The 26,311-nt window shown below is 68.0% G+C and carries 22 protein-coding genes and 1 other RNA gene; 14 read left to right on the top strand and 9 right to left on the bottom strand.

Translation table 11 applies throughout. The annotated features are described in order from the left end of the window. The first annotated feature begins 52 nt into the window (after positions 1-52). The 3 genes from ACWGRX_RS11890 (at position 53) to metH (ending at position 5,869) form a co-directional block, all read left to right on the top strand. Positions 53-1,066 (top strand): ArsR/SmtB family transcription factor, encoded by a 1,014-nt coding sequence (locus ACWGRX_RS11890; protein ID WP_291635403.1) that lies wholly within the window; start codon positions 53-55, stop codon positions 1,064-1,066. After that, positions 1,066-1,977: a methylenetetrahydrofolate reductase [NAD(P)H] gene (metF, locus tag ACWGRX_RS11895; protein ID WP_452117711.1), complete on the top strand. Its 912-nt coding sequence runs from the start codon at positions 1,066-1,068 to the stop codon at positions 1,975-1,977. The genes ACWGRX_RS11890 and metF overlap by 1 nt, the downstream gene beginning before the upstream one ends. Before the next feature lie 139 nt (positions 1,978-2,116). Then, positions 2,117-5,869 (top strand): methionine synthase, encoded by a 3,753-nt coding sequence (metH, locus tag ACWGRX_RS11900; protein WP_452117712.1) that lies wholly within the window; start codon positions 2,117-2,119, stop codon positions 5,867-5,869. A gap of 94 nt (positions 5,870-5,963) precedes the next feature. On the opposite strand, the gene ACWGRX_RS11905 is transcribed toward metH, so the two are convergent. From ACWGRX_RS11905 to ACWGRX_RS11935, 7 genes are all read right to left on the bottom strand, one after another. Beyond that, a complete protein-coding gene (locus ACWGRX_RS11905) occupies positions 5,964-6,935 on the bottom strand; it encodes a GGDEF domain-containing protein (protein ID WP_452117713.1) in 972 nt (323 codons plus the stop codon). 110 nt (positions 6,936-7,045) lie between these two features. After that, positions 7,046-8,278 (bottom strand): ABC transporter permease, encoded by a 1,233-nt coding sequence (locus tag ACWGRX_RS11910; protein ID WP_291647000.1) that lies wholly within the window; start codon positions 8,276-8,278, stop codon positions 7,046-7,048. Then, positions 8,275-9,027: an ABC transporter ATP-binding protein gene (locus tag ACWGRX_RS11915; protein WP_452117714.1), complete on the bottom strand. Its 753-nt coding sequence runs from the start codon at positions 9,025-9,027 to the stop codon at positions 8,275-8,277. The genes ACWGRX_RS11910 and ACWGRX_RS11915 overlap by 4 nt, the downstream gene beginning before the upstream one ends. Before the next feature lie 10 nt (positions 9,028-9,037). Next, positions 9,038-10,687: an HlyD family secretion protein gene (locus ACWGRX_RS11920; RefSeq protein WP_452117715.1), complete on the bottom strand. Its 1,650-nt coding sequence runs from the start codon at positions 10,685-10,687 to the stop codon at positions 9,038-9,040. Between the two features lie 113 nt (positions 10,688-10,800). Continuing rightward, on the bottom strand, positions 10,801-11,589 hold the full coding sequence (locus ACWGRX_RS11925) for an N-acetylmuramoyl-L-alanine amidase (RefSeq protein WP_291635389.1): 789 nt from the start codon (positions 11,587-11,589) through the stop codon (positions 10,801-10,803). After that, positions 11,586-12,332 (bottom strand): J domain-containing protein, encoded by a 747-nt coding sequence (locus tag ACWGRX_RS11930; protein ID WP_291646996.1) that lies wholly within the window; start codon positions 12,330-12,332, stop codon positions 11,586-11,588. Before ACWGRX_RS11930 ends, ACWGRX_RS11925 begins: the two co-directional genes overlap by 4 nt. A gap of 179 nt (positions 12,333-12,511) precedes the next feature. After that, on the bottom strand, positions 12,512-12,799 hold the full coding sequence (locus ACWGRX_RS11935; RefSeq protein ID WP_291635385.1) for a glycine zipper domain-containing protein: 288 nt from the start codon (positions 12,797-12,799) through the stop codon (positions 12,512-12,514). 297 nt (positions 12,800-13,096) lie between these two features. On the opposite strand from ACWGRX_RS11935, the gene ACWGRX_RS11940 reads away from it, so the two are divergent. Both ACWGRX_RS11940 and rnpB read left to right on the top strand, forming a co-directional pair. Then, complete coding sequence (locus tag ACWGRX_RS11940) at positions 13,097-13,765, top strand: lytic transglycosylase domain-containing protein (RefSeq protein ID WP_452117716.1); 669 nt, start codon at positions 13,097-13,099, stop codon at positions 13,763-13,765. Positions 13,766-13,810: 45 nt separating this feature from the next. Next, positions 13,811-14,202: RNase P RNA component class A (gene rnpB / locus ACWGRX_RS11945), an RNA gene on the top strand. A gap of 68 nt (positions 14,203-14,270) precedes the next feature. On the opposite strand, the gene ACWGRX_RS11950 is transcribed toward rnpB, so the two are convergent. Both ACWGRX_RS11950 and ACWGRX_RS11955 read right to left on the bottom strand, forming a co-directional pair. Next, positions 14,271-15,224, bottom strand: a complete 954-nt coding sequence (locus tag ACWGRX_RS11950; RefSeq protein WP_291646994.1) for an MBL fold metallo-hydrolase — start codon at positions 15,222-15,224, stop codon at positions 14,271-14,273. A gap of 124 nt (positions 15,225-15,348) precedes the next feature. After that, the gene (locus ACWGRX_RS11955) at positions 15,349-15,774 is read right to left on the bottom strand and encodes an organic hydroperoxide resistance protein (RefSeq protein ID WP_291635379.1); all 426 of its coding nucleotides are present in this window, start codon (positions 15,772-15,774) and stop codon (positions 15,349-15,351) included. Between the two features lie 202 nt (positions 15,775-15,976). Between ACWGRX_RS11955 and ACWGRX_RS11960 the strand changes: the two genes are divergently transcribed. From ACWGRX_RS11960 to murD, 9 genes are all read left to right on the top strand, one after another. Then, on the top strand, positions 15,977-16,465 hold the full coding sequence (locus tag ACWGRX_RS11960; protein ID WP_452117717.1) for a MarR family winged helix-turn-helix transcriptional regulator: 489 nt from the start codon (positions 15,977-15,979) through the stop codon (positions 16,463-16,465). A gap of 373 nt (positions 16,466-16,838) precedes the next feature. Beyond that, positions 16,839-17,297, top strand: coding sequence for a division/cell wall cluster transcriptional repressor MraZ (locus tag ACWGRX_RS11965; protein ID WP_452117718.1), 459 nt, complete (start codon positions 16,839-16,841; stop codon positions 17,295-17,297). Beyond that, positions 17,294-18,316, top strand: a complete 1,023-nt coding sequence (gene rsmH / locus ACWGRX_RS11970) for a 16S rRNA (cytosine(1402)-N(4))-methyltransferase RsmH (protein WP_452117719.1) — start codon at positions 17,294-17,296, stop codon at positions 18,314-18,316. The genes ACWGRX_RS11965 and rsmH overlap by 4 nt, the downstream gene beginning before the upstream one ends. Positions 18,317-18,318: 2 nt before the next feature. Further along, the gene (gene ftsL, locus ACWGRX_RS11975; protein WP_291635373.1) at positions 18,319-18,708 is read left to right on the top strand and encodes a cell division protein FtsL; all 390 of its coding nucleotides are present in this window, start codon (positions 18,319-18,321) and stop codon (positions 18,706-18,708) included. Continuing rightward, the gene (locus ACWGRX_RS11980; protein ID WP_452117720.1) at positions 18,705-20,483 is read left to right on the top strand and encodes a peptidoglycan D,D-transpeptidase FtsI family protein; all 1,779 of its coding nucleotides are present in this window, start codon (positions 18,705-18,707) and stop codon (positions 20,481-20,483) included. Before ftsL ends, ACWGRX_RS11980 begins: the two co-directional genes overlap by 4 nt. Before the next feature lie 126 nt (positions 20,484-20,609). Continuing rightward, positions 20,610-22,073: a UDP-N-acetylmuramoyl-L-alanyl-D-glutamate--2,6-diaminopimelate ligase gene (locus tag ACWGRX_RS11985; protein ID WP_452117721.1), complete on the top strand. Its 1,464-nt coding sequence runs from the start codon at positions 20,610-20,612 to the stop codon at positions 22,071-22,073. Positions 22,074-22,075: 2 nt separating this feature from the next. Continuing rightward, entirely contained in the window at positions 22,076-23,503 is a 1,428-nt protein-coding gene (locus tag ACWGRX_RS11990) for a UDP-N-acetylmuramoylalanyl-D-glutamyl-2,6-diaminopimelate--D-alanyl-D-alanine ligase (RefSeq protein ID WP_452117722.1), read from the top strand. Positions 23,504-23,632: 129 nt separating this feature from the next. Then, positions 23,633-24,715: a phospho-N-acetylmuramoyl-pentapeptide-transferase gene (gene mraY, locus ACWGRX_RS11995; RefSeq protein WP_291636790.1), complete on the top strand. Its 1,083-nt coding sequence runs from the start codon at positions 23,633-23,635 to the stop codon at positions 24,713-24,715. 4 nt (positions 24,716-24,719) lie between these two features. Further along, positions 24,720-26,156: a UDP-N-acetylmuramoyl-L-alanine--D-glutamate ligase gene (gene murD, locus ACWGRX_RS12000; protein WP_452117723.1), complete on the top strand. Its 1,437-nt coding sequence runs from the start codon at positions 24,720-24,722 to the stop codon at positions 26,154-26,156. The last annotated feature ends 155 nt before the right edge of the window (positions 26,157-26,311 follow it).

The following is a 26,311-nucleotide window of genomic DNA, read 5'->3' on the forward strand; positions in this document are numbered from 1 at the left end:
GTTGACATAAAGATATCTTTATATCTTTCACAGATATTCGAGGTGCTCGCCGGTGACTCGCCGCTTCCGCCATTCGCTGCCGATCCTTCTGGCCTCGCTGCGTGCGGCCGGCGAGGAGACACGCCTGCGGATCCTGGCGCTGCTGGCGGAAGGCGAGCTCTCGGTCTCCGATCTCACCGACATTCTCGGCCAGTCGCAGCCGCGCATCTCGCGACATCTCAAGCTGATGGCCGAGGCCGGCTTGCTGCGGCGCTCGCGCGAAGGGGCCTTCGCCTTCTTCCGGCTCGATGACGCGACGCCGGGTGGCGCGCTTGCGCTCTCGCTCGCACGCGATCTCGATCCCGCCGATCCGGTTCTCGCGGCTGATCGCGAGCGCCTGGCGGCGGTGCGGGCCAGCCGGGCCGCGGCGGCGCAATCCTATTTCGCCAATGTCGCGCGTGAATGGGACCAGCTGCGCTCGCTGCACGTTCCCGATGCCGCGGTCGAGGCGGCGGTCGAGGCGGCGGTCGGCGAGCAGCCTCTGCAGGCGCTGCTCGATCTCGGCACCGGTACCGGGCGCATGCTGGAGCGGTTGGCGCCGAAGGCGGCGCGTGCCGTCGGCGTCGATGCGAGCCATGCCATGCTGGCGGTGGCGCGCGCCAATCTGGAGAAGGCGGGGCTGTCGCGGGTCGAGCTCCGGCAGGGCGATATCTATGCTCTGCCCTTCGCGCGCGGCTCCTTCGATCTCGTGATCGTGCATCAGGTGCTGCATTTCCTCGACGATCCCGCGCGCGCCTTGCGCGAGGCGGCTGCGCTGCTTTCTCCGGGGGGGCGGCTGATCCTGGTCGACTTCGCGCCGCACGAGATGGAGTTCCTGCGCACCGAGCATGCGCATCGCCGGCTCGGCTTCGAGAAGGACGAGATCCTCGCCTGGTTCGCCGAGGCCGGGCTCGAATGCGATCTCGCCGAGGAAATCACGGCTGCCGACGGCGGAAGCGGCCAGCTCGGTGTCATGCTCTGGCGCGGCCGCGATCGGCGCCTCCAGGGCGATTTTCCCCTTCGTCAGTTCGATCGTGAGGTTGCGTGATGAACGCTTTCCGCCCCAGCCGGCACGGCTCGCGCCGCCCGCGCGTTTCCTTCGAGTTCTTCCCGCCGAAGAACGAGGAGATGGAAGTCAGCCTCTGGGAGAGCGTGCGCCGGCTCGAGCCGCTCGGGCCGGCCTTCGTCTCGGTGACCTATGGTGCCGGGGGCTCGACGCGCGAGCGCACCCACAACACCGTCAAGCGCATGGTCGACGAGACGGCCTTGAAGCCGGCGGCGCATCTGACCTGCGTCTCGGCCTCCTGCGGCGAGGTCGATGAGGTCATCCGCGCCTATTGGGAGGCCGGGGTACGCCATATCGTGGCGCTGCGGGGCGATCCGGCGGGCGGGCTCGGCACGGTCTATGAGCCGCATCCAGAGGGCTATCACCAGACTTCGGACCTCGTCACCGGCATCCGCAAGGTCGGCGATTTCGAGGTGACGGTATCCGCCTATCCGGAAAAGCACCCGGAAGCGGCCTCGCTGGACGCCGATATCGACGCGCTGAAGAAGAAGGTCGATGCCGGCGCGACCCGTGCGATCACCCAGTTCTTCTTCGATAACGACGTCTATTTCCGTTATCTCGACAAGGTCCGGGCCCGCGGCATCGAAATCCCGATCCTGCCCGGCATCGTGCCGGTGCAGAATTTCAGGCAGACGGCAGGCTTCGCCCGCAAGACCGGCGCCAGCGTGCCGCAATGGCTGGCCGACCGCTTCGAGGGACTGGAGGACGATCCGGCGACACGTCGTCTCGTCGCCGCGGCCGTCTGCGCCGAGCAGGTGCTCGACCTTGTCGACCGCGGCGTCTCCGACCTGCATTTCTACACGATGAACAAGGCCGACCTGGTCTATGCGATCTGCCATCTCGTCGGCCTGAAGCCGGAGAAGGTGCAGGCGCAGCAGGTGGCGGCGGAGTGATTTCGCCATTGCGAGCGTAGGTGCGGCAATCCAGGGGCGGCAGAACCCTACCTCTCTGGATTGCTTCGTCGCTCCGCTCCTCGCAATGACGGGAAGGGCGCTAGCAGCGCCGCAAAGAACCGAGACGAAAGCGTTCCCGATGTCCGACTACAAGCCCACTCCCGCCGACGGCGCCGAGATCGAGCGCGCCCTGCGTCAGGCCGCTTCCGAGCGCATCCTCGTGCTCGACGGCGCGATGGGCACGCAGATCCAGAACCTGAAGCTCTCCGAGGCCGATTTCCGCGGCGAGCGCTTCAAGGGCTGGAACCACGACCTCAAGGGCAATAACGACCTGATCGCGCTGACCCAGGCGGATGCGCTGCGCGACATCCATCTCGCCTATTATCGCGCCGGTGCCGACATCGTCGAGACCAATACCTTCTCCGGCACATCGATCGCCCAGGCCGATTACGGCATGGAGGCTCTGGTCTATGAGCTGAACGTCGAATGCGCCCGCCTTGCGCGCGAGGCCGCCGAGATCGCGCGCAAGGAGGATGGCCGCCGCCGCTTCGTCGCCGGCGCGATCGGCCCGACCAACCGCACGCTCTCGATCTCGCCCGACGTCAACAATCCCGGCTTCCGCGCCGTCAGCTTCGACCAGGTCCGCGATGCCTATGCCGAACAGGTGCGCGGGCTGCTCGATGGTGGCTCGGAACTCCTGCTGATCGAGACGATCTTCGACACGCTCAACGCCAAGGCGGCGATCGTGGCGATCGAGCAGGTCTATCGCGAGCGCGGTGTCCGCCTGCCGGTGATGATCTCCGGCACGATCACCGATCTTTCCGGCCGCACACTCTCCGGCCAGACGGTCGAGGCGTTCTGGAATGCGGTGCGCCATGCCAATCCCTTGACCATCGGCCTCAACTGCGCGCTCGGCGCGCGCGAGATGCGCGCCCATATCAAGGAGATGTCGCGGATCGCCGGGACGCTGGTCTGCGCCTATCCGAATGCCGGCCTGCCCAACGAGTTCGGCCTCTATGACGAGCGGCCGGAGGCGACGGCGGGGATGCTGGCCGAGTTCGCCGATGCCGGCCTGGTCAACATGGTCGGCGGCTGCTGCGGCACCACCCCTGACCATATCCGCGCCATCGCCGAGGCGGTCGCCGGCAAGGCGCCGCGCGCCGTCCCCGCGCCGAAGCGCTATCTGCGCCTGTCGGGGCTCGAGCCGTTCACGCTCGACGAGACCATCCCCTTCGTCAATGTCGGCGAGCGCACCAACGTCACCGGTTCGGCCAAGTTCCGCAAGCTCGTCACCAATGGCGACTATGCGGCGGCGCTCGACGTGGCACGCGAACAGGTCGCCAACGGCGCCCAGGTCATCGACATCAACATGGATGAGGGCCTGCTCGATTCCGAGAAGGCGATGACCGAGTTCTGCAACCTGATCGCCTCGGAGCCTGACATCTCCCGCGTGCCGATCATGGTCGATTCCTCGAAATTCCACGTCATCGAGGCCGGGCTCAAGACGATCCAGGGCAAGCCGATCGTCAATTCGATCTCGATGAAGGAGGGTGAGGAGGCCTTCCTCGAACAGGCCCGCATCTGCCGGCAATACGGCGCCGCCGTCGTGGTCATGGCCTTCGACGAGAAGGGCCAGGCCGACACCTATGAGCGCAAGATCGAGATCTGCACCCGCGCCTACAAGCTCCTGACCGAAGAGGCCGGCTTCCAGCCCGAGGACATCATCTTCGATCCGAATATTTTCGCGATCGCGACCGGCATCGAGGAGCACGACAACTACGGCAACGACTTTATCGAGGCGACGCGCACCATCCGCGAGACCCTGCCATACGCCCATGTCTCCGGCGGCGTCTCGAACCTGTCCTTCTCGTTCCGTGGCAACGAGAAAGTCCGCGAGGCGATGCACTCGGTCTTTCTCTACCATTGCATCAAGGTCGGGATGGACATGGGCATCGTCAATGCCGGCCAGCTCGGCTCCTATGACGGGCTCGATCCGGAATTGCGCGAGCTCTGCGAGGATGTCGTCCTCAACCGCCGCAAGGATGCGACGGAGCGTCTGCTCGAAGCGGCGCCGCGCTTCAAGGGCGATGGCAGCGCCGCCGTCTCGACCAAGGACCTCGCCTGGCGCGATGACGATGTCGAGAAGCGCCTGGAATACGCGCTGGTCAACGGCATCACCGAATTCATCGAGCGCGATACCGAGGAGGCGAGGGCGCAGGCGGCGCGGCCGCTCGACGTCATCGAAGGTCCGCTGATGGCCGGGATGAGCGTGGTCGGCGATCTGTTCGGCGCCGGCAAGATGTTCCTGCCGCAGGTGGTGAAATCAGCCCGCGTCATGAAGCAGGCCGTGGCCTATCTCATGCCCTTCATGGAGGAGGAGAAGCGCCTCAATGGCGGCTCCGTGCGCTCGGCGGCCGGCAAGGTGCTGATGGCGACGGTGAAGGGCGATGTCCACGATATCGGCAAGAACATCGTCGGCGTCGTGCTGCAGTGCAACAACTACGAGGTCATCGACCTCGGCGTGATGGTGCCGGCGCAGAAGATCCTCGATACCGCGCGCAAGGAGAATGTCGATATCATCGGCCTGTCGGGCCTGATCACGCCCTCGCTCGACGAGATGGTCACCGTCGCTGCCGAGATGGAGCGCGAGGGCTTCGACATTCCGCTGCTGATCGGCGGGGCCACGACGAGCCGCGTCCACACCGCGGTGAAGATCCACCCTGCCTATGAGCGCGGTCAGACGGTCTATGTCACCGATGCCTCGCGGGCGGTCGGCGTCGTCTCCAGCCTGCTCTCGCAGGAGCAGAAGGGGCCGTATGTCGAGAACATCCAGGCCGAATACGCCAAGGTCGCGGCGGCGCATCGTCGCTCCGAGGCCGAGAAGCAGCGTCTGCCGCTCAGCAAGGCGCGCGCCAATGCCTTCGCTCCCGACTGGGCCGGCTATCAGCCGCCGAAGCCGAGCTTTCTCGGCACCCGCGTCCTCCAGAGCTATGATCTCGCCGACATCGTGCCGCTGATCGACTGGACGCCGTTCTTCCAGACCTGGGAGCTGAAGGGCCGCTTCCCGGCGATCCTCGAGGACGAGAAGCAGGGCGAGGCGGCGCGCGCGCTCTGGGACGATGCCCAGGCCATGCTGAAGCGCATCGTCGAGGAGCGCTGGTTCAACCCGAAGGCGGTGGTCGGCTTCTGGCCGGCCAATGCGGTCGGCGACGACATCCGGCTCTACACCGGCGAGAGCCGGCAGGAGAAGCTCGCGACCTTCCATGGCCTGCGCCAGCAGTTGCTGCGCCGCGACGGCAAGCCGAATCTGTGCCTTTCGGACTTTATCGCGCCGGAAGGGGCGGTGGCCGACTATATCGGCGGTTTCGTGGTTACGGCGGGCGCCGAGGAGGAGCGCATTTCGGAGCGCTTCGCCCGCGACAATGACGATTACCGCTCGATCATGGTCAAGGCTCTGGCCGACCGTGTCGCCGAAGCCCTGGCCGAGCGCATGCACCAGCGCGTGCGCACCGAGTTCTGGGCCTATGCGCCGGAGGAGAATCTCAGCAACGATGCGCTGATCCGCGAGGAGTACAAGGGCATCCGGCCGGCGCCCGGCTACCCGGCCCAGCCCGACCATACCGAGAAGGCGACGCTGTTCGAGTTGCTCCAGGCCGAGCGCCGCGTCGGCGTCAAGCTGACCGAGAGCTACGCGATGTGGCCGGGCTCCTCGGTTTCGGGGCTCTACCTCTCGCACCCCGATTCCTATTATTTCGGGGTGGCCAAGGTGGAGCGCGACCAGGTCGAGGACTATGCCGCGCGCAAGGGCATGGATATTCGCGAGGTCGAGCGCTGGCTGGCGCCGATCCTGAACTACGACAGCAGCGCCTACGCCCTCGAAGCGGCGGAATGACGGGACCGAAGATCGACGGGCGCCGGCCGGATCGGCAGGCGCTCTCTCCTTCGCCGTCTGGTCGGGGATGAGCCGCGCTGGCCGGCGCTTCGGCTCAGCAAACGTGCAGGACCTCGCGGCTCCCGGGCGGGGTTGCATCGGCTGCGGCGTGGTCCAGCGCCGCGCCGAACAGATGCAGCTGCCCGCGTCCGGCGGCCTTGGCGACGTAGAGAGCGGAGTCCGCTTCGGCGAAGAGCTGCTCCGGGTCGTGATGCCGGCCGGGCCGGATCAGGGTTGCGCCGATCGTCGCGCTGACGTCGATTGCCCGGCCTTTCCAGCGGACCGGGCGGCGTAGCGCGTTCAGAGTCTGTATCAACCGCTGCTTCAGAGGCAGAAGCCCGGCCGTGGAGCAGAGCAGGGCGGCGAACTCGTCGCCGCCGATCCGGGCGATCAGCGGCTCGCCGGGGAGCGTCGCCTCGAGCCGAGCTGCGACCTGGCGCAGGCATTCATCGCCGGCGGCATGGCCGAGCTCGTCATTGATCTGCTTGAACAGGTCGAGATCGATGAGGGCCAGCATGCCGAGCGCCGGGCCGGTTTCGGCATGGCCGCGCAATTCGCGCATCTCCGCCTCGAAAGCGCGGCGATTGGCCAGTCCGGTGAGCGGGTCGCTATAGGCCAGACGTCGCAGCCCCTGCCACATCTCCTTCTCGCGCGTGACGTTCTGCTTCGTGCCGTAGATCCGGTCGGGCCGGCCATGCAGGAAGGAGGCTTCCGCGGTCAGCCGCATCCAGCGCTCCTCGCCGCAGACGCTGCGGATGCGCGCATCGAGCACGAAGCTGCCACCCGAGCGGATGATGCCGGCGCGCAGCCGCTCCATCTCGCGGCGTGACTCGCCGTGATAGAGGTCGACGGTCGAGGGCCGGTGCAGCGTCGAGCCGCGCGGCAGGCCGAAGAGGTCGTAGACGCCGTCCGTCCAGCACAGCCGCGTGGTCGCAAGCTCGCACTCCCAGGCGCCGAGATTCGCCAGCAGAGCAGCCTGGTCGTAGAGGCGTCTGGCCTCGCTGTCGGTGAGCAGATTTCGGGTCAACGACTGTCTCGCGTGGCATGGCGCGGCAGGGCGTCGTTCCCCTTCGCGCTGTGCCAAGACGCTAGGCGGAAATGGTTAATGCATGCCTGCCCCGGACATGGCCGGGCGCATTATTCACGTCGCAGCGCCTCGATGGGGTCGAGACGCGCCGCTTGCCGCGCCGGGTAGAAGCCGAAGAAGACGCCGATCAGCCCGGAGACGCCGACCGCGATCAGGATGGTCTGCACCGAGATCACGAAGGGCCAGCCGGCGAAGCGGGCGATCGCCGTCGCGGCGCCGACGCCGAGGGCGATGCCGACGGCGCCGCCGATGGTGGCGAGCGTCGTCGCCTCGATCAGGAATTGCGAGAGCACGTCGCGCTGGCGGGCGCCGACGGCCAAACGCAGGCCGATCTCGCGGGTGCGCTCGGTCACCGAGACCAGCATGATGTTCATGATGCCGATGCCGCCGACCAGCAGCGAGACGCCGGCGACGGCGGCGAGCAGCCAGGAGAGGGTGCTGGCGGCGGCGGTGGCGGTGTTGGCGATCTCGGTCAGGTTGCGGACGATGAAGTCGTCGTCCTGGTCCTCGGTGAGGCGATGGCGCTGGCGCAGCAAGGCGCGGGTCTGCTCGATGCCGGGATTGATCGCCTCCTCGCTGGCGAACTTGACCATGATGGTCTGGACCGAGCGGTCCCGGGCATAGTTGCGGCCGACGATGCGGCGCCGGCCGGTGTCGAGCGGCACGAAGATCACGTCGTCCTGATCCTGGCCGAGGGCCGACTGGCCCTTGCCCGCCATCACGCCGATGACCTTGAAGGGCACGTTGCGGATACGGAACATCTGGTCGAGCGGGTCGGAGTCGCCGAACAGGTTGCGCGCCACGGTCTGGCCGATGATGGCGACGATCTCGCCGCGGCGAATCTCCTCAGGCTCGAACAGCCGGCCCTCGGCGAGGCCCCATTCGCGGGCGGTGAAGAAATCGAGATCGGTCGCGGTGATCATCGTCGACCAGTTGGTCCCGGCATAGACCGCCTGGGCGCGGGTGGTGATCACCGGGGCGGCCGCGACGACGTCCTCGACCTCGTTGACGACGGCGCGGGCATCCTCGTCGGTCAGGGTCGAGGAGGCACCGGCGCCGAGCCGGACGCCGCCCTGCGTGACGTTGCCCGACTGGATGATGGCGAGATTGGCACCGAGCGATTTGATCTGGCTGTCGACGCGTTCGCGGGCGCCCGAGCCGATCGCGACCATGGCGATCACCGCGGCGACGCCGATGATGATGCCGAGCATGGTCAGGGCCGAGCGCAGCGCATTGGCGCCGATGGCGGAGAGGGCGGAGCGGATGGCTTCCAGCAGGCTCATTCAGCGGCCTCCGGCATGGGGGCGGCGGCGCTGTCATGCGTAGCGAGCGCGGCGCGGGCGTCGGCCGGCTCCTGTCTGATGTCGGCGATGACATGGCCGTCGCGGAAGCGCACCACCCGGCGGGCGTGCCTTGCGACCTCGGCATCATGCGTCACCAGCACGACGGTGACGCCCTCGCGGTTGAGGTCCTGGAAGAGAGCGAGAATCTCGAGCGCGGTGCGGCTGTCGAGCGCGCCGGTCGGCTCGTCGGCGAGCAGCAGGCGCGGCTGGTTGACGAGGGCGCGGGCGATCGCGACCCGCTGCTGCTGACCGCCGGAAAGCTGCATCGGCCGGTGATGGGCGCGCTCGGCGAGGCCGACCCGGCCGAGCGCGGCGAGCGCCCGCTCGCGGCGTGCCTTGCGGTCGACTCCGGCATAGACCATCGGCAATTCGACATTGGCGCAGGCATCGACGCGCGGCAAAAGGTTGAACTGCTGGAAGACGAAGCCAAGCTTGCGGTTGCGCAGTTCGGCGAGTCCGTCGCCGGACAGCGTCTCGACCTCGACGCCGTCGAGCCGGTACTGGCCACCGGTCGGACGGTCGAGGCAGCCGATCAGGTTCATGAAGGTCGATTTTCCGGAGCCCGAGGGGCCCATCACCGCGACGAGCTCGCCCGCCTCGATGTCGAGGCTGACCCGGTCGAGCGCGGTGACGCGGCCGGAATCGAGGTCGTAGACCCGGGAGAGCGCGCGTGCCTCGATCAGGGGCATAGCCGGCGCCTCAGAACAGCCGCGGGCCGCGAGGGGCGGGGCCGCGGCTCGCCGGCGCGGGCTCGGTGCCGCGTGGACCGCCGCCGACCACGACCTGCGTGTTCTCGGTGATCTCGGCGGCGGGCACGATCTGGGTGAACGCGCCGTCGCTCGGGCCGAGCCGGACCGCGACCGGCTTGGGCTGGCCGTTGCCGTCGAGGATATAGACGCGGCCGGGTGCGAAGTCCTGCGCAGTCGGGCGGCCTTCCTGCATCAGCGCCTCGAACTTGGCGCGGCGCTCGGGGTCGAGCACGGCGGCGATCTTGCTGCGCATCTCCTCGCGGGCAGCGCGGAAGGCGGCGCGGCGCTCTTCCTCCGAGAGACCGGCGGTCGGGCGCCGGCTTTCGCCGCGCCGCTCGGCGAAGATCGCCGCGATCGCCTGCTTCTGCTCCGGCGTCGGCTGCACCTCCTCCTCGATGCGCTCGCGCAGCGCGCCAGCGGCGCGGTTTCCGCCGCCGCGCGCAGCCGGCGCCTTGGCGGGAAGCGCCGTCGGGCCGCCGAGCGGGCGGAAACGCAGCGCCGCGTTGGGCACGCGCAGCACGTCCTGCCTGTCGTCGGTGACGATCTGGACATTGGCGGTCATGCCCGGCAGCAGCGCGAGGTCACGGTTCTGGACCCGGACGACGCCGGTATAGGTGACGACGTTCTGGATGGTCTGGGCGCCGAGCCTCACCATCTCGACGCGCCCCTGGAAGCTGCGGTTCGGATAGGCGTTGACGCTGAAGGAGACGGTCTGCCCGGCCTTGAGGCGGCCGACATCGGCCTCGTCGATATTCGCGTAGATATCGATGACGTGCAGATCCTGCGCGATCTGGAACAGCTCCGGCGCCGAGAGCGAGGCGGCGACGGTCTGACCGAGATTGACCTGGCGCTGGACGACGACGCCGTCGACCGGCGAGCGGATATCGGTGCGCTCGAGATCGATCAGGATGTCCTTCAGCTTGGCCTCGCGCTGGGAGATCAGCGCCTCGCCGGACTGGACCTGGCCTTCGGCGAGCGAGATATCGGCATCGAGCCCGCCGATCTCGGCCTTGAGCGAGGCGATCTGGGCTTCGTTGGAGGCGAGCGTCGCGGTCTGGATCTCGACCTGGGTGCGGGCGCTGTCGAGGCCCTGCTGGGCGCCGGCGCCGCGCGTGAAGAGCTCGTTCTGGCGATCGAAGGTGCGCTTGGCATCAGCAAGCTGTGCCCTGGTGCGGTCGCGCTGGGCTTCCAGGTCCTTGACGGTGGAGTCGGCCTTGGTGCGGGCGACCTTGGCGCGTTCCAGCTGGGCGCGCTTGACGACGAGATCGGCCTTGGCCTGGGAGAGGTCGGCGGCGGCGGCGTCGCGGCGGGTCTTGATCTGGTCGCTGTTCAGGCGGGCAACGATCTGACCGGCCTTTACCTGCGAATTATAGTCGGCGAGGATCTCGACGACCTGGCCGGACAGCATCGAGCCGACGACGACGGTGGTGACCGGGGTCAGGGTGCCGGTGGCGCGCACGGAGGCGGTGATCTGGCCGCGGTCGATCGCAGCCGTGCGATAGGCGGCGTCGCTCGCGGCGCCTCCTGTCGGCCGCAGGGCCAAATAGCCGGCGGCGAGCGCTGCCGCTCCGATACCGGCCCCGATCATCCAGAGACGCAAGGTTCATCCTCCTCCGGCAGCACAGCGCGGTCGTTCTGCCATGGCCGCAGCATGCCAGAAGCGGCCGGCGCAGACGAGTTAACTCGCGGCAATGTTCGCGGAGCGCCGCGGCTCTACGCCGTCCGCGCTTCCTGCGTCAGTGCCAGCAGATCGCGCAGGGTCGTGATCGTCGAGCCGTCGGCGACGCCGTCGACCTTCTGTGGCCGCCAATGGCGCTGGAAGGCGGCGACGACCGCCTCCAGGCGCTCGTCATAGACCCCGTCCACCGAAACGCCGTAGCCGAGCATGGCGAACATCGCCTGCAGCGCCTCGACCGGCGGGCCGGCATCGCCGCGGGCGAAGAAGCGGCCACCCTTGATCGGCGCCGGCTCGAGCCAGAGGCCGACGCCGCCCTCGGCGAAGCGACGCCAGGGAAACTTCTCGCCGGGATCGATCTTGCGGCCGGGCGCGATGTCGGAATGGGCGAGCACGCGCTCGGGCGGAATGCGCCAGCGCTCGCAAATGTCGCGGCAGAGGTTCAGCGTCGCGGCGAGCTGCTCCTCCGGGAAATCGGGAAGGCCGCCGGGATGGCCGGGATTGGCGATCTCGATGCCGATCGAGGCGGAGTTGAGATCGGTCTCGCCGGCCCAGTGCGAGGCGCCGGCATGCCAGGCGCGGCGTTCCTCCGGCACGAGCTGGAGGATGTGGCCGTTCTCGAAGACGAAGTAGTGGCAGGAGACCTGGGCGATCGGGTTGCACAGCCATTGCAGCGCCTCGCCGGTGTCGGGCATGCCGGTATAGTGCAGGATCAGCGCGTCCGGACGGCGATCGGTCGAGCCGTCGCGGAACTTGCGCTCGCCATGATTGGGCGAGGGGAAGACCTTGGCGGCGAAGCGGCTGTCGGGCTTCGTCGAAACGCTCATGCCGGCGCCGCCAGCCGGCTGGCGAGGCCGCGCTCCTTCTGGATCGCGTCCCAGGCGGCGTTGATCGCGGCCAGCCGGCGCGTCGCGATGCAGATGGCCTCCTCGGGCAGGCCGCGGGCGATCTCGCGATCGGGGTGGTTCTCGACCACCAGGGCGCGATGCAGCTTGCGGATCTCGGCGTCGCTCATCTCGCGGCTGGCGCCGAGCACGAGATAGGGGTCGTCGCGGCGGCGGACATGGCGCGCCTCGATGCGGGCGAAGCCGGCCTCGTCGATGCCGAAGATCATCGCGACGTCGTGCAGATAGTCGTGCTCACGCTCATGGATGGCGCCGTCGGCGGCGGCGATCAGGAAGAGCCCGTCGAGCACGTCCTCGAGCAGGGCCGGCTCCTCGCGGAAGCTCTCGGCGATCTGGCTGGCATAGGCCTCAAAGCCGGCGCTGGTCTGCTTGGCGAGGTCGAACAGGCGCTCGATATGGCCCTGTTCCTCGGCCGGCACGGTGACGATGCGGCGGAAGGCGGCGACCTCGTCGCGCGTCACGACGCCGTCGGCGCGCGCCATCTTGGCGGCGAGGGCGACGAGGCCGGTGGTGAAGATGAGCTGCCGCGGCGCTGGCCCGAAGGGCGCGCCCTCGCGGTCGACCAGGACATGACCGGCGAGCGCGCCGACCAGCGCTCCGAGCGGGCCGCCGAGCGCAAAGCCGAGGCCTCCGCCCCCCAAAGCGCCCCAGTGGAATGATTTCATCGATCGATCGGCCCTAGAGCGGGATGCGAAAAAGTGGAAACCGGCCTTTCTCCATGCAAGCTGCCCGCGCGCCTCGATACCTGGCGGAAGCGAAGTTCGGGCGGCCGCGCTACGCGCTTCCGCCCGAATATGTCTGGTTCCGCCGGGTGGGCCGAAGCCTATCCGAGCTGCCGATGTGCTCAGCGGCAGTAGAGCCGGCCGTAACGGTCGCGATAATAGCCGTAAGGGCAACCGTCATAATAGCCGTCATCATAGGGCGACGTTGCCGCACCCACGATCGCGCCGCCTGCGGCACCGATGAGGCCGCCTGCGACGGCGCCGCCGGCGCGGCCGGTGGCGAGCCCGCCGATCACGGCACCGGTGGCGGCACCGATCGCAGCGCCTCCGCCGACGCGCTGTTCATGCGGCGTGCAGGCCGCCGCGCCAAGAGCGAGCCCGAGGGCCGCGACTGCCAGCAGTTTATTCATTTCATTCCCCCGTCTCGGGGTCGAACCCGCGCAGCAAGGTGCCTTCAGCGTCGACCCAGCCCATAGCGGCCGTCAATTGCGGTCGCAATGCGGCGATGATTTGGCTCTTTGCCTTGACTGCGTCAACGCCGTGAGGCCCGAATCGTTCCATGCCTCAATACATGATGATTACTTTTGAATGATCTGACCATAAATAATCGATCTTCCGCAATGGAATATAGAATTGCTGAGTGATGTGCCGGATTGTCGTCACATTCATCTATCATTTGGCCCGCCGTTCAATTCGATCAATGTGACATGGGGCTCCCCAATATGATCCGGATCTATGGCAGCGGCTGCGCCGCCTTTGCGATTTGCCTGGGCCTACTGCAACCGGCTGCTGCCGAGATCAACGCCGAGACCGATGCACGCGCCTTCATCGTGCGCGAGGCCGAGATCAAGCGGGCACAGGAGGCGCCGGAAACCGGCCGGCAGCAGGCGCGACATGCGCCGGATGGCGCGGGGGAGATGGTGTCGCCTGCCGCCCAGAAGTCCGCCGCCAAGCCGAACCGAGCGGAAAAGCCGCGCCGTCAGGTGCTGGCTGCGCCGGCCGGCAGCGAGAACCTGCGGGCCCTGGTGGCGCGCCATGCGGCGGCCAATGGTCTGCCCTTTTCGCTGGCCGATGCGGTGGTGCGGATCGAGAGCCGCTACAACCCGCGCGCAGCCAATGCCGGCAATTACGGCCTGATGCAGATCCGCCATCAGACGGCGCGCGGCGTCGGCTACAGCGGCGGCGCGGCCGGGCTGCTCGATGCCGAGACCAATGCCCGCTACGGCATGAAATATCTGGCGCAGGCCTACCGACTCGCCGGTGGCGATACCTGCCGCACCGTGATGATGTACCAGAGCGGCCACATGGCGAAGCGCATGAGCGGCGCGAACCGCGTCTATTGCTCCAAGGTACGCACCATCATCGCCAGCAACTGAGCCGACGCTTGACGCCGGCGGCGCAAGGGCGCACAGGCGATCCCGCCAGTCGGCCGGACGGCCGCTCTCGCTTGCGGGGGAGGAAAGTCCGGGCTCCACGGAAACACGGTGCCGGATAACGTCCGGCGGGGGCGACCCCAGGGAAAGCGCCACAGAGATCGAACCGCCTCCGGCTTCGGCCAGGGGTAAGGGTGAAAAGGTGCGGTAAGAGCGCACCGCGGGCCCGGCAACGGGAACGGCATGGCAAGCCCCACCGGGAGCAAAACCAAATAGGGACGATGCTTTCCGCGCAAGCGGGGAGGGGCCTGTTTCCTGGCCTGGTCGTCCGGGTTGGTTGCTCGAGGCGCGCAGCAATGCGCGTCCCAGAGGAATGGCCGTCACGTCGGAGGAGAGATCCTCCGGCCATCCAGAACCCGGCTTACAGGCCGGCTGGCACCTCAGAACCTTGCGAAGATGCGAAAATGGGCCGGGATCGCTCCCGGCCCTTTCGTCGTCCAATGACCGATCAGAGTGTGTAGCTCCACTCCGCCGGAACGAAGCGAAAGGCCGTGCCGGCCTTCAGCACCTTGCCGAAGCCGGGGAAGGGCATATGCGCGCCGCTGATCAGCAGCTGGTCAGCCGCCGCCATGTCGAGCACGCGCCGGCGCGAGGCGGCCGCCTGCGCGCCATCGGCATCGAAGACGAAGGCGACCTCGGGCCGAGCTGTCTGGATCACCGCATTGTGGATGCAGTCGCCGACCAGCAGCGCCTGCTCCTTTCCGGAGGCGATGCGCAGCAGGCTGTGGCCCGGCGTGTGGCCGGGCGCGTGTTCGAGGCTGAGGCCCGGCGCGATCTCGCCCGGCTTCACCTTGCGGGTGCGGGCGGCATAGGGCGCGAGCGTGCCGCGGGCCGAGGCGAAGAACGGCTTCATCGCCTCCGGCGCCTGGTTGAGGATGCCGTCATCATGCCAGAAGGCGTATTCGGTCTCGTTGATGATCACTTCGGCATTCGGGAAGCGCGCCGCCTTCTCGGCGGTGATCAGGCCCTCGGCATGGTCGGGATGGGCGTGGGTCAGGATCACCGCGTCGATCTGTGCAGGCTCGATGCCGGCGGCGCGCAGATTGGCGTCGAGCCGGCCCATGGTCGGGCCGAAGGCGGTGTTGGCGCCGGTGCCGGTGTCGAGCAGATAGGTCCTGTCCTTGGCGTTGACCACGAAGGCGTTGACCGAGGTCGGCAGCTTCTCATCCTGGCCGGCATTGGCCAGAGCCTGGCGAACGGCGTCGGGGTCGCTGCTGAGGAAGGCCTTGGCGTCGAGCGGGATATAGCCGTCGAGGATCGCGGTGATCTCGATGTCGCCGAGCTTGCGGCGATAGATCCCTGCGACTTGGGTCGAGGCTTGCGGAGCCCGGGCGAAAGCGGGGAGGGCGGGTGCCAGTACGGCCGCGGCGAGGCCGGTGAGAAGATGGCGGCGGTCGATCATGCTGTGTTCCAGAGGCTAGGGGCGAAGGGCTTCCGGAAACGATGCCCGCGCCTCGCGATGCGGGACCTAATCGTCTCACGGTCGGGTCAAGGCCGGCCGTGAGGAGCAGATGGGTGGCCTTGCGTCAGGCCGCAACCGTCAGCTGGACGTCGATATTGCCCCGGGTCGCGTCCGAATACGGGCAGACGATATGGGCCTTCTGGACGAGGTCCTCGAGCTTGGCCTTTTCGATGCCGGGCGCCGCGATCGTCAGCTTGACGGCGATGCCGAACCCCTTGCCGTCGTCGCGCGGACCGATGCCGACATCGGCGCTGACGCGCGCATCGTCCGGGATCTTCACGCCTTCCTTGCCGGCGGCGAATTTCAGCGCGCCGAGAAAGCAGGCCGAATAGCCCATGGCGAAGAGCTGTTCGGGATTGGTGCCGTCGCCGCCGCCGCCGCCGAGCTCCTTGGGCGTGTTCAGCACGAGCTTGACGTTGCCGGTGTCGGTCGCGGCCTGGCCTTCGCGGCCGCCGGTGGCCGAACCATGGGCGGTGTAGAGGATCTTCATGACTGCTCTCCTTGTCGGGCTGGTTTCCGTCGTGGTCGATGGAAATTAAATTGTGCACAATCTAATTGTTGGCAATTCAAGTTTCCGTGAACGGGCGGCGCTCGGGGCGATGAATGCGTATCTTGGTGTCAGCATAGGGGAGACTGTTCCGCGGGCGGGTTGTTCCAATCCGCCCGGACTGTTTCCCCGCTGAGGATCCGTGATGCGGGCAGCTGACGGCAAGGCCATGACGAAGGATGCGAAGGCGCAGCCGGTGCGCGGGCTCGACGAGCAGATCTGCTTTGCGGTCTATTCGGCCGCCCATGCCTTCAACCGGGCCTATCGGCCGTTCCTGGCCGAGCTCGGTCTGACCTATCCGCAATATCTGGTCATGCTGGTGCTGTGGGAGCAGGACGGCCAGAGCGTGAAGGCGATCGGCGAGCGACTGATGCTCGATTCCGGCACGCTGACGCCGCTGCTCAAGCGCCTCGAAGGCAATGGCCTGATCCTGCGCAAGCGCGGCCGCGAGGATGAACGGCAGGTGCTGGTCGAGCTGACCGAGGCGGGACGTGTCCTGCACGAGAAGGCAGGGCGCTCCGCCAATCCGGTGCCCTGCGCGGTCGAGGATAGCGGCGTCCCGCCGGCGCGCCTGTTGGAAGAGGTCCGGGCCCTGCGCGAGGCCTTGCTGCGTCGCGCCGCTGCGGAGGACTAGGCTCGCCGGGGCGAGGTCGGTGGCCTCAAAAATATTTCTCCGCGGGCAGGCTGGTGGGCCCGGCTCGGTGGTCCCATTGCGCTCGCGTCCGCGAGCCCGAAATCGACGTTTTTACGGATAGTTAACCTTAACGGGCTGTGATGTTCGCAGGCTGGCGCCGGGTCGTGTCCGGCTCCCTGAATCCGTTGACGCCCATAACATCCCATGGTATCCCAAATCATCCCGTCGAAACCGACAGGCAAGCGACAGGTCGGGGTCCGTGTGCCGCGCGGATTCAGGCTGAGGGCTTCGCTTTGTCGGGTTCGACGGGAGTATCCGCGGCCGGTTCTGGCCGGCCCGCTCCGCACCGTGGAAACCTGGCCGGGAGGCGGCGTTGACGGACCGCTTCGTCTCCCATTTCACCAACAAGCTCGATGCCAAGGGCAGGGTCTCGATCCCTGCGACCTTCCGCGCCGTCTTGGCGAAGGATGGCTACGAGGGGCTCTACGTCCATCCGGCGCTCGACCAGGCCAGCCTCGATTGCGGCGGGCATGCGCTGCGCGCGACGATCGACGACATTCTCTCGCGCTTCTCGCCGTTTTCGGAGGAGTGGGATTCGCTCTCCACGGCGCTGAACGGAACCTCGGAAGTGTTGAAGGTCGATCCGGAGGGGCGCATCGTGCTGAGCGAGGCGCTGAAGGCCCATGCCGGGATCGGCGACGCCGTCGCCTTCGTCGGACAGGGGCACAAATTCCAGATCTGGGAGCCGGAGCGCTTCCGGGTCCATCTCGATCAGGCGCGGGCGAAATTGCGGGACGTCCGGCGCGCGCTCGGCGCAGGGGTGACCTCGTGAAGCCGGCCGAAGGGGAGGTTGCCGTGCCGCATGTGCCGGTGCTGATGGAGGAGGCGCTCGACGCGCTCGCGCTGAAGCCGGGCGGCCGCTATCTCGACGGCACCTTCGGCGCTGGTGGCTATTCCCGCGCGCTGCTGATGCGTGAGCCGCAGGCGGAGCTTCTGGCGCTCGACCGCGATCCCAATGCGATTGCCGGCGGGGCCGGGCTCGTCGCCGCCATGGCTGGTCGGCTGACCCTGGCACAGGCCCGTTTCGGCGCTCTCGCCGAGGAGGCCGAGCGCTTCGGCATGCTGCCGCTCGACGGGGTGGTGCTCGATATCGGCGTCTCGTCGATGCAGCTCGACCAGGCCCAGCGCGGCTTCTCGTTCCGCTTCGACGGGCCGCTCGACATGCGCATGGAGGCCGATGGTCAGAGCGCCGCCGAGCTCGTCAACGAGGCTGATGAGGGCGTGCTCGCCAACATCATCTACCATTATGGCGAGGAGCGGCGCTCGCGCGCCATCGCCCGCGCCATCGTCGAAGCGCGCCGCAAGGCGCCGCTCAGCACGACCAAGCAATTGGCCGATCTCGTCGCCGGCATCGTCCGGGCCGATCCCAACGGTCCGCATCCGGCGACGCGGACATTCCAGGCGCTCCGGATCGCGATCAATGACGAACTCGGCGAGCTCGTCCGGGCGTTGCACGCCGCCGAGGCGGCGCTGGCGCCGGGCGGGCGGCTCGCCGTCGTGACCTTCCATTCGCTCGAGGACCGCATCGTCAAGCTGTTCTTCGCGCAGCGTTCCGGGAAGGCTCCCGCCGCTTCGCGCCATGCGCCGGCGGCAATGGCGCCTGCCGCGACGTTTCGCCCGGTGACGAAGGGGGCGGTGGCGCCGTCCGAGGCCGAGATGCGCGCCAATCCGCGCGCCCGTTCGGCGAAACTGCGTGCCGCCGAGCGGACCGAGGCCGCAGCGCGCGCGCCCGAGGCCGAACTGGTCACACTCGCGGTCGTGCCCGCCCCGCAAACCCGCCGGAGGAGCTGAGCTTGATCAAGCTGCTGCACGTCATCGCCATCGGGGCGCTGGTCTCCTCGGCGCTCTACGCCTACTCGATCAAATACGAGACCACGCTCGAGGCCGAGCAGCTGCAGAAGCTGAAGGCCAAGGCCCAGCGCGAGCGCGACGCGATCGCCGTGCTGAAGGCCGAATGGCAGTTCCTCAACCGGCCCGACCGCCTGCAGGCGCTGGCCGACCGGCATCTCGATCTGCAGCCGCTGGCGATCAACCAGATCGTCCGGCTCTCCGACATTCCCAATCGCGGGCCCAAGGTCGATTCGATCGGCCGCAAGCTCGAGGATCTCGGCCTCGGCCTGCCGACCGAGACGCCGCGCAACGTCAAGAGCAATAGCTCCACCACGCCGGGAGGCCGCCCATGACGCCCGAGCCAGTCGCGCCAGCCGTCGTCGCCGCGCCGGTGGTCGAGAAGCCGCGCCGGCCGAGCCTGCGCGCCGGCCTGTTGCGCGACATCTTCCGGATGAGCGGGGAGAAGAGCGAGCCGCGGGTCGGTCTCGTCATCCTCGGCTTCAGCGCGCTCTTCCTGGCGATCACCGGCCGGCTGGTGGCGCTCGCCGCCTTCCCGAACGACCAGGTCGGCCTGCGCCGGGCGACCTCGAACGCGATCTCGGCGGCGCGGCCCGACATCGTCGACCGCAATGGCGTGCCGCTCGCCACCGATATCCGGACCGTCTCGGTCTTTGCCGAGCCGCGCAAGATCCTCGACAAGGACGAGGCGACCGAGCTGCTCACCGCGGTGCTGCCCGACCTCAACGCCAAGGATCTGCGCGACAAGCTCGGCACCAAGCGCGGCTTCGTCTGGGTCAAGCGCGAGATCACGCCGCGCCAGCAGGCCGAGGTGCACCGGCTCGGCATTCCCGGCGTCGGCTTCGTGCCCGAGAACAAGCGCGTCTATCCGAACGGCCCGGCCGCCGCGCATGTGCTCGGCTTCGCCAATGTCGACAATGTCGGCATCGCCGGCATCGAGAAATACATCGACTCGCAGGGGCTGCAGGATCTCAACGGCGCCGGTCTGGCGGTGCAGGCCTCCGACCTCAAGCCGGTCGCGCTGTCGATCGACCTGCGGGTCCAGCACCTGCTGCGCGGCGAGCTGGTCAAGGGCATCGAGAAGTATCGGGCCATCGCCGCGGCCGGCGCGATCATGGACGTGAACACGGGCGAGATCATCGCCTCGGTCTCGCTGCCCGATTTCGACCCGAGCAATCCGGTCGATGCGCTCGAGAAGGACCGGATCAACCGGATCAATGTCGGCGTCTACGAGATGGGCTCGACCTTCAAGGCGCTGACCGTCGCGATGGCGCTCGATACCGGCAAGGCCAACATCAATTCGAGCTATTCGACCGCCGGCGGCATGATGCGCTTCGGTCGGCAGGTCATCCGTGAGTACCGGGGCGGCACCGGCCGCACGCTGACCGTGCCGGAAGTGTTCGTCCACTCGTCGAACATGGGCACGGTCAAGATGGCGCTTTCGGTCGGCGTCGAGGGACACAAGGCCTTCCTGCGCAAGATGGTCCAGCTCGACCGCTTGCAGACCGAGCTGCCGGAAAGCGCGGCCCCGATCGTGCCGCAGCGCTGGGGCGAGCTCAACACCGCCACGATCGCCTTCGGCCACGGCCTCGCCGTCGCCCCGATCCAGGCGCTGGCGGCCGTCGCGGCGCTGGTCAATGGCGGCAAGCTGATGACGCCGACCTTCATCAAGCGCTCGGTCGAGGAAGCGGAAGCGGTCAGCACCCGCGTCATCAAGCCCGAGACCTCGGAGGCGATGCGCTACATCATGCGCCTCAACGGCGAGCGCGGCTCGGCCCGCAAAGCCGATGTCGCCGGCTATTTCGTCGGCGGCAAGACCGGCACGGCCGAGAAGGTGATCAACGGCCGCTACGCCAAGAACAAGAATTTCACGACCTTCATGGCGATCGTTCCGGCCGACAAGCCGCGATATCTGTTCCTTTCGATTTATGACGAGCCTAAAGGCTATGCCGAAAGCGGCGGCTATTCGACGGCCGCCTGGAATGCCGGCATCACCACCGGCAAGGTCATCGAGCGGGCGGCGCCGATTCTCGGCCTGCCTCCGCGCTTCGAGCCGCCGGTCGCGCCCTTCCCGTTGATGGCGAGGCTCGGCGCCTGGGGTACACGCTAGAGCCGGATCCGATCAGATCGAAGCGGTCTGATCGGTGAATCCGTCTCTGAACATGAGTGAGAGACCGTTTTTGCCGATTGGCTTGCGAAGCAAGCAGATCGGAACGGGCTCTAGGCGGAAGAAGAGATGGACAATACCGGTTTCAGCCTCGGCCAGCTCTTTCCCGGGGCGTTTCCGGACGATGCCGAGCGTCGCGTCACGGGCCTCGCCTTCGACAGCCGCAAGATCGCGCCGGGCGAGGCCTTCGTCGCACTCGCCGGCGCCAAGGCCGACGGCGCGCAGTTCATCGCCGATGCTGCGGCGCGCGGCGCGGCGGCGATCGTCTCCGGCCAGCCCCGGCCAGCTGGCCTCGCGCCCGGCATCGCCTTCGCCGAGGTCGCCGATCCGCGCCGGGCGCTGGCGCTCGCCGCGGCGAAAGTGCATCCGCGCCAGCCGGCGACCATCGTCGCGGTGACCGGCACCAGCGGCAAATCCTCCGTCGCGGAATTCACCCGCCAGATCTTCATGGCGCTGGGGCGCGAGGCGGCGAGCCTCGGCACGATCGGCATCGTCACCGCGGCCGGTGCCGATTATGGCTCGCTGACCACGCCCGATCCGCTCTCTCTGCATGCCTCGCTCGACCGGCTTGCCGGGCAGGGCGTCAGCCATGTCGCGATGGAAGCCTCCTCGCACGGGCTCGACCAGCGCCGGCTCGACGGCGTGCGGCTGACGGCCGGCGCCTTCCTCAATCTCGGCCGTGACCATCTCGACTACCACCCGAGCGTCGAGGACTATCTCGCCGCCAAGCTCCGGCTCTGGGAGCTGCTTCCTGCCGGGGTGCCGGTGGTGATCAACCGCGACGAGCCCTACGCGACCGAGGCGGCACAGGCCGCTGCGGCCGGCGGACACCCGGTGATCGGGATCGGCTGGGGCGGGGACCGGCTCAGGCTGCTTTCGGTCGCGCGCGAGGGCTTCTCGCAACGCCTGCGCGTTGCCGTCGACGGACAGGATGTCGAGGTCGTGCTGCCCCTGGTCGGCGATTTCATGGCCGGCAATGCGCTGGTTGCCGCCGGGCTCGCCATCGCGGCGGGCGAGGAGCCGAAGGCGGCGGTCGCGGCTCTTTCCGGCCTCAAGGGCGTGCCGGGCCGGCTGGAGCGCGTGGCCGAGCAGAATGGCAGCCTCGTCGTCGTCGACTATGCCCACAAGCCCGATGCGCTGGCGGCGGTGCTGCGCACCCTGCGCCCCTATGCCAGCGGCCGGCTGATCTGCGTCTTCGGCTGCGGCGGCGACCGCGACCGCGGCAAGCGCCCGCTGATGGGCAGGATCGCGGCCGACGGCGCCGACATCGCCATCGTCACCGACGACAATCCGCGCAGCGAAGACCCGGCCGCGATCCGCGCCGAAATCCTCGCCGCCGCGCCGGGCCTCCGCGAAATCGGCGACCGGGCAAGGGCGATCGCTGCAGGTGTCGCCGAATTGCAGCCGGGCGATCTTCTGGTCGTCGCCGGCAAGGGCCATGAAACCGGCCAGATCGTCGGCGACCGGACCCTGCCGTTCTCCGACCATGAGACGGTGCGCCAGGCGATCGCCGAGATCAGCGGAGGAAGATGAGCATGACGGCTGCGCCGCTCTGGACCGGGGGCCGCCTGATCGAGGCGATGAAGGCGCGGGCGCAAGGCCCGCAGCCAGCCGCGATCGGCGGGGCCTCGATCGATACCCGCACGCTCGAGCCGGGCGACGCCTTCTTCGCCATCCAGGGCGAGAAGCGTGACGGCCATGATTTCGTCGCCGCCGCGCTCGAGAAGGGCGCGGCGCTCGCCGTCGTCGACGAGGCGCATGCCGGAGACTTCCCGGCGGACGCGCCGCTGGCCGTGGTTCCGGACGTGCTGCGCGCCATGGAGCAGGCCGGCATGGCGCGGCGCGCCGAGCTGCATGCCGGCGTCGTCGCGGTCACCGGCTCGGTCGGCAAGACCGGGACGAAGGAGGCGCTGCGCCTCGTGCTCTCGCGCCAGGGCAAGACGCATGCGCCGGTCGCCTCCTATAACAACCATTGGGGCGTGCCGCTGACGCTGACCCGGACGCCGGCGGATGTGCGCTACGGCGTTTACGAGATCGGCATGAACAGCCCCGGCGAAATCCTGCCGCTGGCGAAAATGGTCTCGCCCGATGTGGCGATCGTCACCACGGTGCAGCCGGTGCATCTTGCCGCCTTCGAATCGATCGAGGGCATCGCCCGCGAGAAGGCTGCGATCTTCAGCGGGCTGAAGCCCGGCGGCACGGCGATCATCAATGCCGACATCGCCCAGGCCGGCCTGCTGCGCGAACTCGCCGAGGCGAGCCCTGCCGGTCGCATCATCATCTTCGGCGAGAGCGCTTCGGCGGATGTCCGCCTGCTCGGCTGCTCGCTCAAGCCCGAGATCTCGACGGTCGAGGCCAATGTGCGCGGCCGGCCGGTGACCTACAAGCTCGGCAGTCCCGGCAAGCACATCGTGATGAATTCTCTGGCGGTGCTCGCGGCGGTCGACGCGCTCGATGCCGACCTTGCCCTGGCGGCGCTGGCGCTGGCCGAGCTGAAGCCGCCGGCCGGGCGGGGCGCGCGCCAGATGCTGCACGCGCCTTCCGGCCCGTTCATGCTGATCGACGAGAGCTATAACGGCAACCCCGCCTCGATGCGGGCGGCGATCGAGAATCTCGGGCGGATCGAGGCGCAAGGCCGCGGAAGGCGGATCGCCGTGCTCGGCGACATGCTGGAGCTCGGCGAAAGCGGCCCAGCGCTGCACAAGGGGCTGGCCGAGGCGGTCACCGGCAACGGGGTCGATCTCGTCTTCGCCTGCGGACCCCTGATGCGCTCTCTCTACGACGCCTTGCCTTCACGCCAGCGCGGTGCTTATGCCGCCCAGGCCAGCGGCCTCGAGCCGCTGCTGCTCGATGTGCTGCGTGCCGGCGACGTCGTCACGGTCAAGGGCTCGCTCGGATCGCGCATGGGCTCGATCGTGAAGGCGATGACCGCCCGTTTCCCGGTCGTCACGGCCGACGACTAGCGCGCCTTCCGTTCGACCGGAGCCGGTCGAACGGAAGGCGCGCGGACTCAATCTGTTGGCGCATGTTCCGCCTCGCAGAAGTGGTCTCCACTTCTGCAGAGCATGCGCCAGGACAAGGAACAGGTTTCAATGCTGGTCTGGCTAGCCGATTTCGCGGTTCACTTTCCGATCCTGAACGTCTTCCGTTACATCACCTTCCGGGCCGGCGGGGCGACCGCGACCGCGCTGCTCTTCGTCTTCTTCTTCGGCCCGGCCGCGATCTCCTGGCTCAGGATCAAACAGGGCAAGGGCCAGCCGATCCGCACCGACGGGCCGGAATCGCATCTCGCCAAGCGCGGCACGCCGACCATGGGCGGGCTGATGATCCTGACCGGGTTGTTCGTCGCGACGCTGCTCTGGGGCAATCTGCGCAATCCCTATGTCTGGATCGTGCTCGGCGTGACCGCGAGCTATGGCGCGATCGGCTTCTACGACGATTATCTCAAGGTGACGAAGCAGTCGCATAAGGGCTTCTCCAGCAAGGCGCGCCTCGGGCTCGAGATCGTCATCGCGCTTGCCGCCTGCACGGCGATCATGCTGGTCAGCCCACCCTCGATCGCCAGCGGCTTCGCGCTGCCGTTCCTGAAGGAATGGATGATCCCGCTCGGCATCCTGTTCCCGGTCGTCACCGCCTTCGTCGTGGTCGGCGCCGGCAATTCGGTGAACCTGACCGACGGGCTCGACGGGCTCGCCATCGTGCCGGTGATGATCGCGGCCGGCACTTTCGGCTTCATCGCCTATCTCGCGGGTAACGCGATCTTCGCCAACTACCTGCAGATCCACCATGTGCCCGGCGTCGGCGAGCTCGCCGTGATCTGCGGCGCGATGATGGGCGCGGGGCTCGGCTTCCTCTGGTTCAACGCGCCGCCGGCGCAGATCTTCATGGGCGACACCGGCTCGCTCGGTCTCGGCGGCATGCTCGGCACCATCGCGGTCGCGATCAAGCATGAGATCGTGCTCGCCATCGTCGGCGGCCTGTTCGTGGTCGAGGCGCTCTCGGTGATCATTCAGGTCGCGGTGTTCAAGCGCACCGGCAAGCGCGTCTTCCTGATGGCGCCGATCCACCATCATTTCGAGAAGCTGGGCTGGACCGAGCCGCAGGTGGTGATCCGCTTCTGGATCATCTCGGTGGTGCTGGCGCTGGTCGGCCTCGCCACGCTGAAGCTGCGTTGAGCCGATGACACCGGTTACCGTTTTCGCTGGCGAGACCCTCGCCCTGTTCGGCCTCGGCGGCTCCGGTCTCGCGACCGCCCGGGCGCTCCGCGCCGGTGGCACCGAAGTCGCCTGCTGGGACGACAATCAGGCGAGCCGCGACAAGGCGGCCGCCGAGGGGCTCGCCATCGTCGATCTCGCCAATGCCGACTGGTCGCGCTTCGCCGCCTTCGTGCTCTCGCCCGGCGTGCCGCTGACCCATCCCGCACCGCACTGGACGGTCGAGAAGGCCAAGGCCGCGAATGTCCCGGTGATCGGCGATATCGAGCTGTTCTTCCTCGAGCGCGCGAAGCTCGCGCCGGATGCGCCGGTGATCTGCATCACCGGCACCAACGGCAAGTCGACGACCACGGCCCTGATCGCCCATGTCCTGGCTGCTGCCGGCCGCGACGTGCAGATGGGCGGCAATATCGGCACCGCCGTGCTGGCTCTGGAGTCGCCGGCTCTCAATCGCATCCATGTCGTCGAGTGCTCGACTTTCCAGATCGATCTTGCGCCCTCGATCAAGCCGACAGTCGGTATCCAGATGAACCTGACGCCGGATCATCTCGACCGGCACGGCACCTTCGAAGCCTATGGCGCGATCAAGGAGCGGCTGGTCGCCGCCTCCGACCTCGCTGTGATCGGCGTCGACGACGAGCCCTCGAAGCAGATGGCGCGGCGGCGCGCCGCTTCGGGCAAGCCTCTGGTCAAGATCAGCGGCGAGCAGCCGCTCGACGAGGGCGTCTTCGCCGGCGTCACCGCCAATCAGGGCAAGCTCGATACGCGCATCGTCGAGGTCAGGGACGGCAAGCCCAGGGTTGTCGCCAATCTTGCCGGCATCGGCTCCTTGCGCGGCGCCCACAACGCCCAGAATGCCGCAGCCGCCTTCGCCGCCTGCGCCGCGGTCGGGCTCACGGCCGAGGAGATCGCAGCGGGATTCAAGAGCTATCCGGGCCTGAAGCACCGGATGGAGGAACTCGGGCGGATCGGCCGTGTCGTCTTCATCAACGATTCCAAGGCGACGAATGCCGACTCGACCGAGAAGGCGCTGACCTCCTTCCGCGCGATCTTCTGGATCCTCGGCGGCAAGGCCAAGGAGGGCGGGATCGAGTCGCTGCGGCGCTATTTCCCGAACATCGCCCATGCCTATCTGATCGGCGCGGCGAGTGATCTCTTCGCCGCGACCTTCGACGCCGACGGCCGGGTTTCCTATGAGCGCAGCGGTACGCTCGACGTTGCGGTCGCAGCCGCGACCGAGGCCGCGCTGGCGGCACCGGGGGAGGGCGAGATCGCGGTGCTGCTTTCGCCAGCTTGCGCCTCCTATGACCAGTTCCCGAATTTCGAGGTCCGCGGCGATGCCTTCCGGGCGCTGGTCGAGGCGTTGCCGGGGTTCGAGGCGGCAGGAGCCGCTTCCGCTTGAAGGAGCAATTCCCCGTTCCAGACCTCATCCTGCGGAGCCGCGTCAGCGGCGTCTCGAACGATGAGGTCGGGCGGGAAGCCGGAGAGCTCGAACTGGAATCAATCGGTTAACCATTCATTGACAGAGTGATTCGCCGGAACGGGTGACCACGATCT

The organism is Allobosea sp. NPDC055594, assembly GCF_053618995.1.

Excerpts from the sequence above, each read along its gene's own strand:
- metF (WP_452117711.1), top strand. The coding sequence starts at position 1,066 with ATGAACGCTTTCCGCCCCAGCCGGCACGGCTCGCGCCGCCCGCGCGTT.
- metH (WP_452117712.1), top strand. The coding sequence starts at position 2,117 with ATGTCCGACTACAAGCCCACTCCCGCCGACGGCGCCGAGATCGAGCGC.
- ACWGRX_RS11910 (WP_291647000.1), bottom strand. The coding sequence starts at position 8,278 with ATGAGCCTGCTGGAAGCCATCCGCTCCGCCCTCTCCGCCATCGGCGCC.
- ACWGRX_RS11915 (WP_452117714.1), bottom strand. The coding sequence starts at position 9,027 with ATGCCCCTGATCGAGGCACGCGCGCTCTCCCGGGTCTACGACCTCGAT.
- ACWGRX_RS11925 (WP_291635389.1), bottom strand. The coding sequence starts at position 11,589 with ATGAGCGTTTCGACGAAGCCCGACAGCCGCTTCGCCGCCAAGGTCTTC.
- ACWGRX_RS11930 (WP_291646996.1), bottom strand. The coding sequence starts at position 12,332 with ATGAAATCATTCCACTGGGGCGCTTTGGGGGGCGGAGGCCTCGGCTTT.
- ACWGRX_RS11935 (WP_291635385.1), bottom strand. The coding sequence starts at position 12,799 with ATGAATAAACTGCTGGCAGTCGCGGCCCTCGGGCTCGCTCTTGGCGCG.
- ACWGRX_RS11940 (WP_452117716.1), top strand. The coding sequence starts at position 13,097 with ATGGGGCTCCCCAATATGATCCGGATCTATGGCAGCGGCTGCGCCGCC.
- ACWGRX_RS11950 (WP_291646994.1), bottom strand. The coding sequence starts at position 15,224 with ATGATCGACCGCCGCCATCTTCTCACCGGCCTCGCCGCGGCCGTACTG.
- ACWGRX_RS11955 (WP_291635379.1), bottom strand. The coding sequence starts at position 15,774 with ATGAAGATCCTCTACACCGCCCATGGTTCGGCCACCGGCGGCCGCGAA.
- ACWGRX_RS11960 (WP_452117717.1), top strand. The coding sequence starts at position 15,977 with ATGCGGGCAGCTGACGGCAAGGCCATGACGAAGGATGCGAAGGCGCAG.
- ACWGRX_RS11980 (WP_452117720.1), top strand. The coding sequence starts at position 18,705 with ATGACGCCCGAGCCAGTCGCGCCAGCCGTCGTCGCCGCGCCGGTGGTC.
- ACWGRX_RS11985 (WP_452117721.1), top strand. The coding sequence starts at position 20,610 with ATGGACAATACCGGTTTCAGCCTCGGCCAGCTCTTTCCCGGGGCGTTT.
- ACWGRX_RS11990 (WP_452117722.1), top strand. The coding sequence starts at position 22,076 with ATGACGGCTGCGCCGCTCTGGACCGGGGGCCGCCTGATCGAGGCGATG.
- mraY (WP_291636790.1), top strand. The coding sequence starts at position 23,633 with ATGCTGGTCTGGCTAGCCGATTTCGCGGTTCACTTTCCGATCCTGAAC.
- murD (WP_452117723.1), top strand. The coding sequence starts at position 24,720 with ATGACACCGGTTACCGTTTTCGCTGGCGAGACCCTCGCCCTGTTCGGC.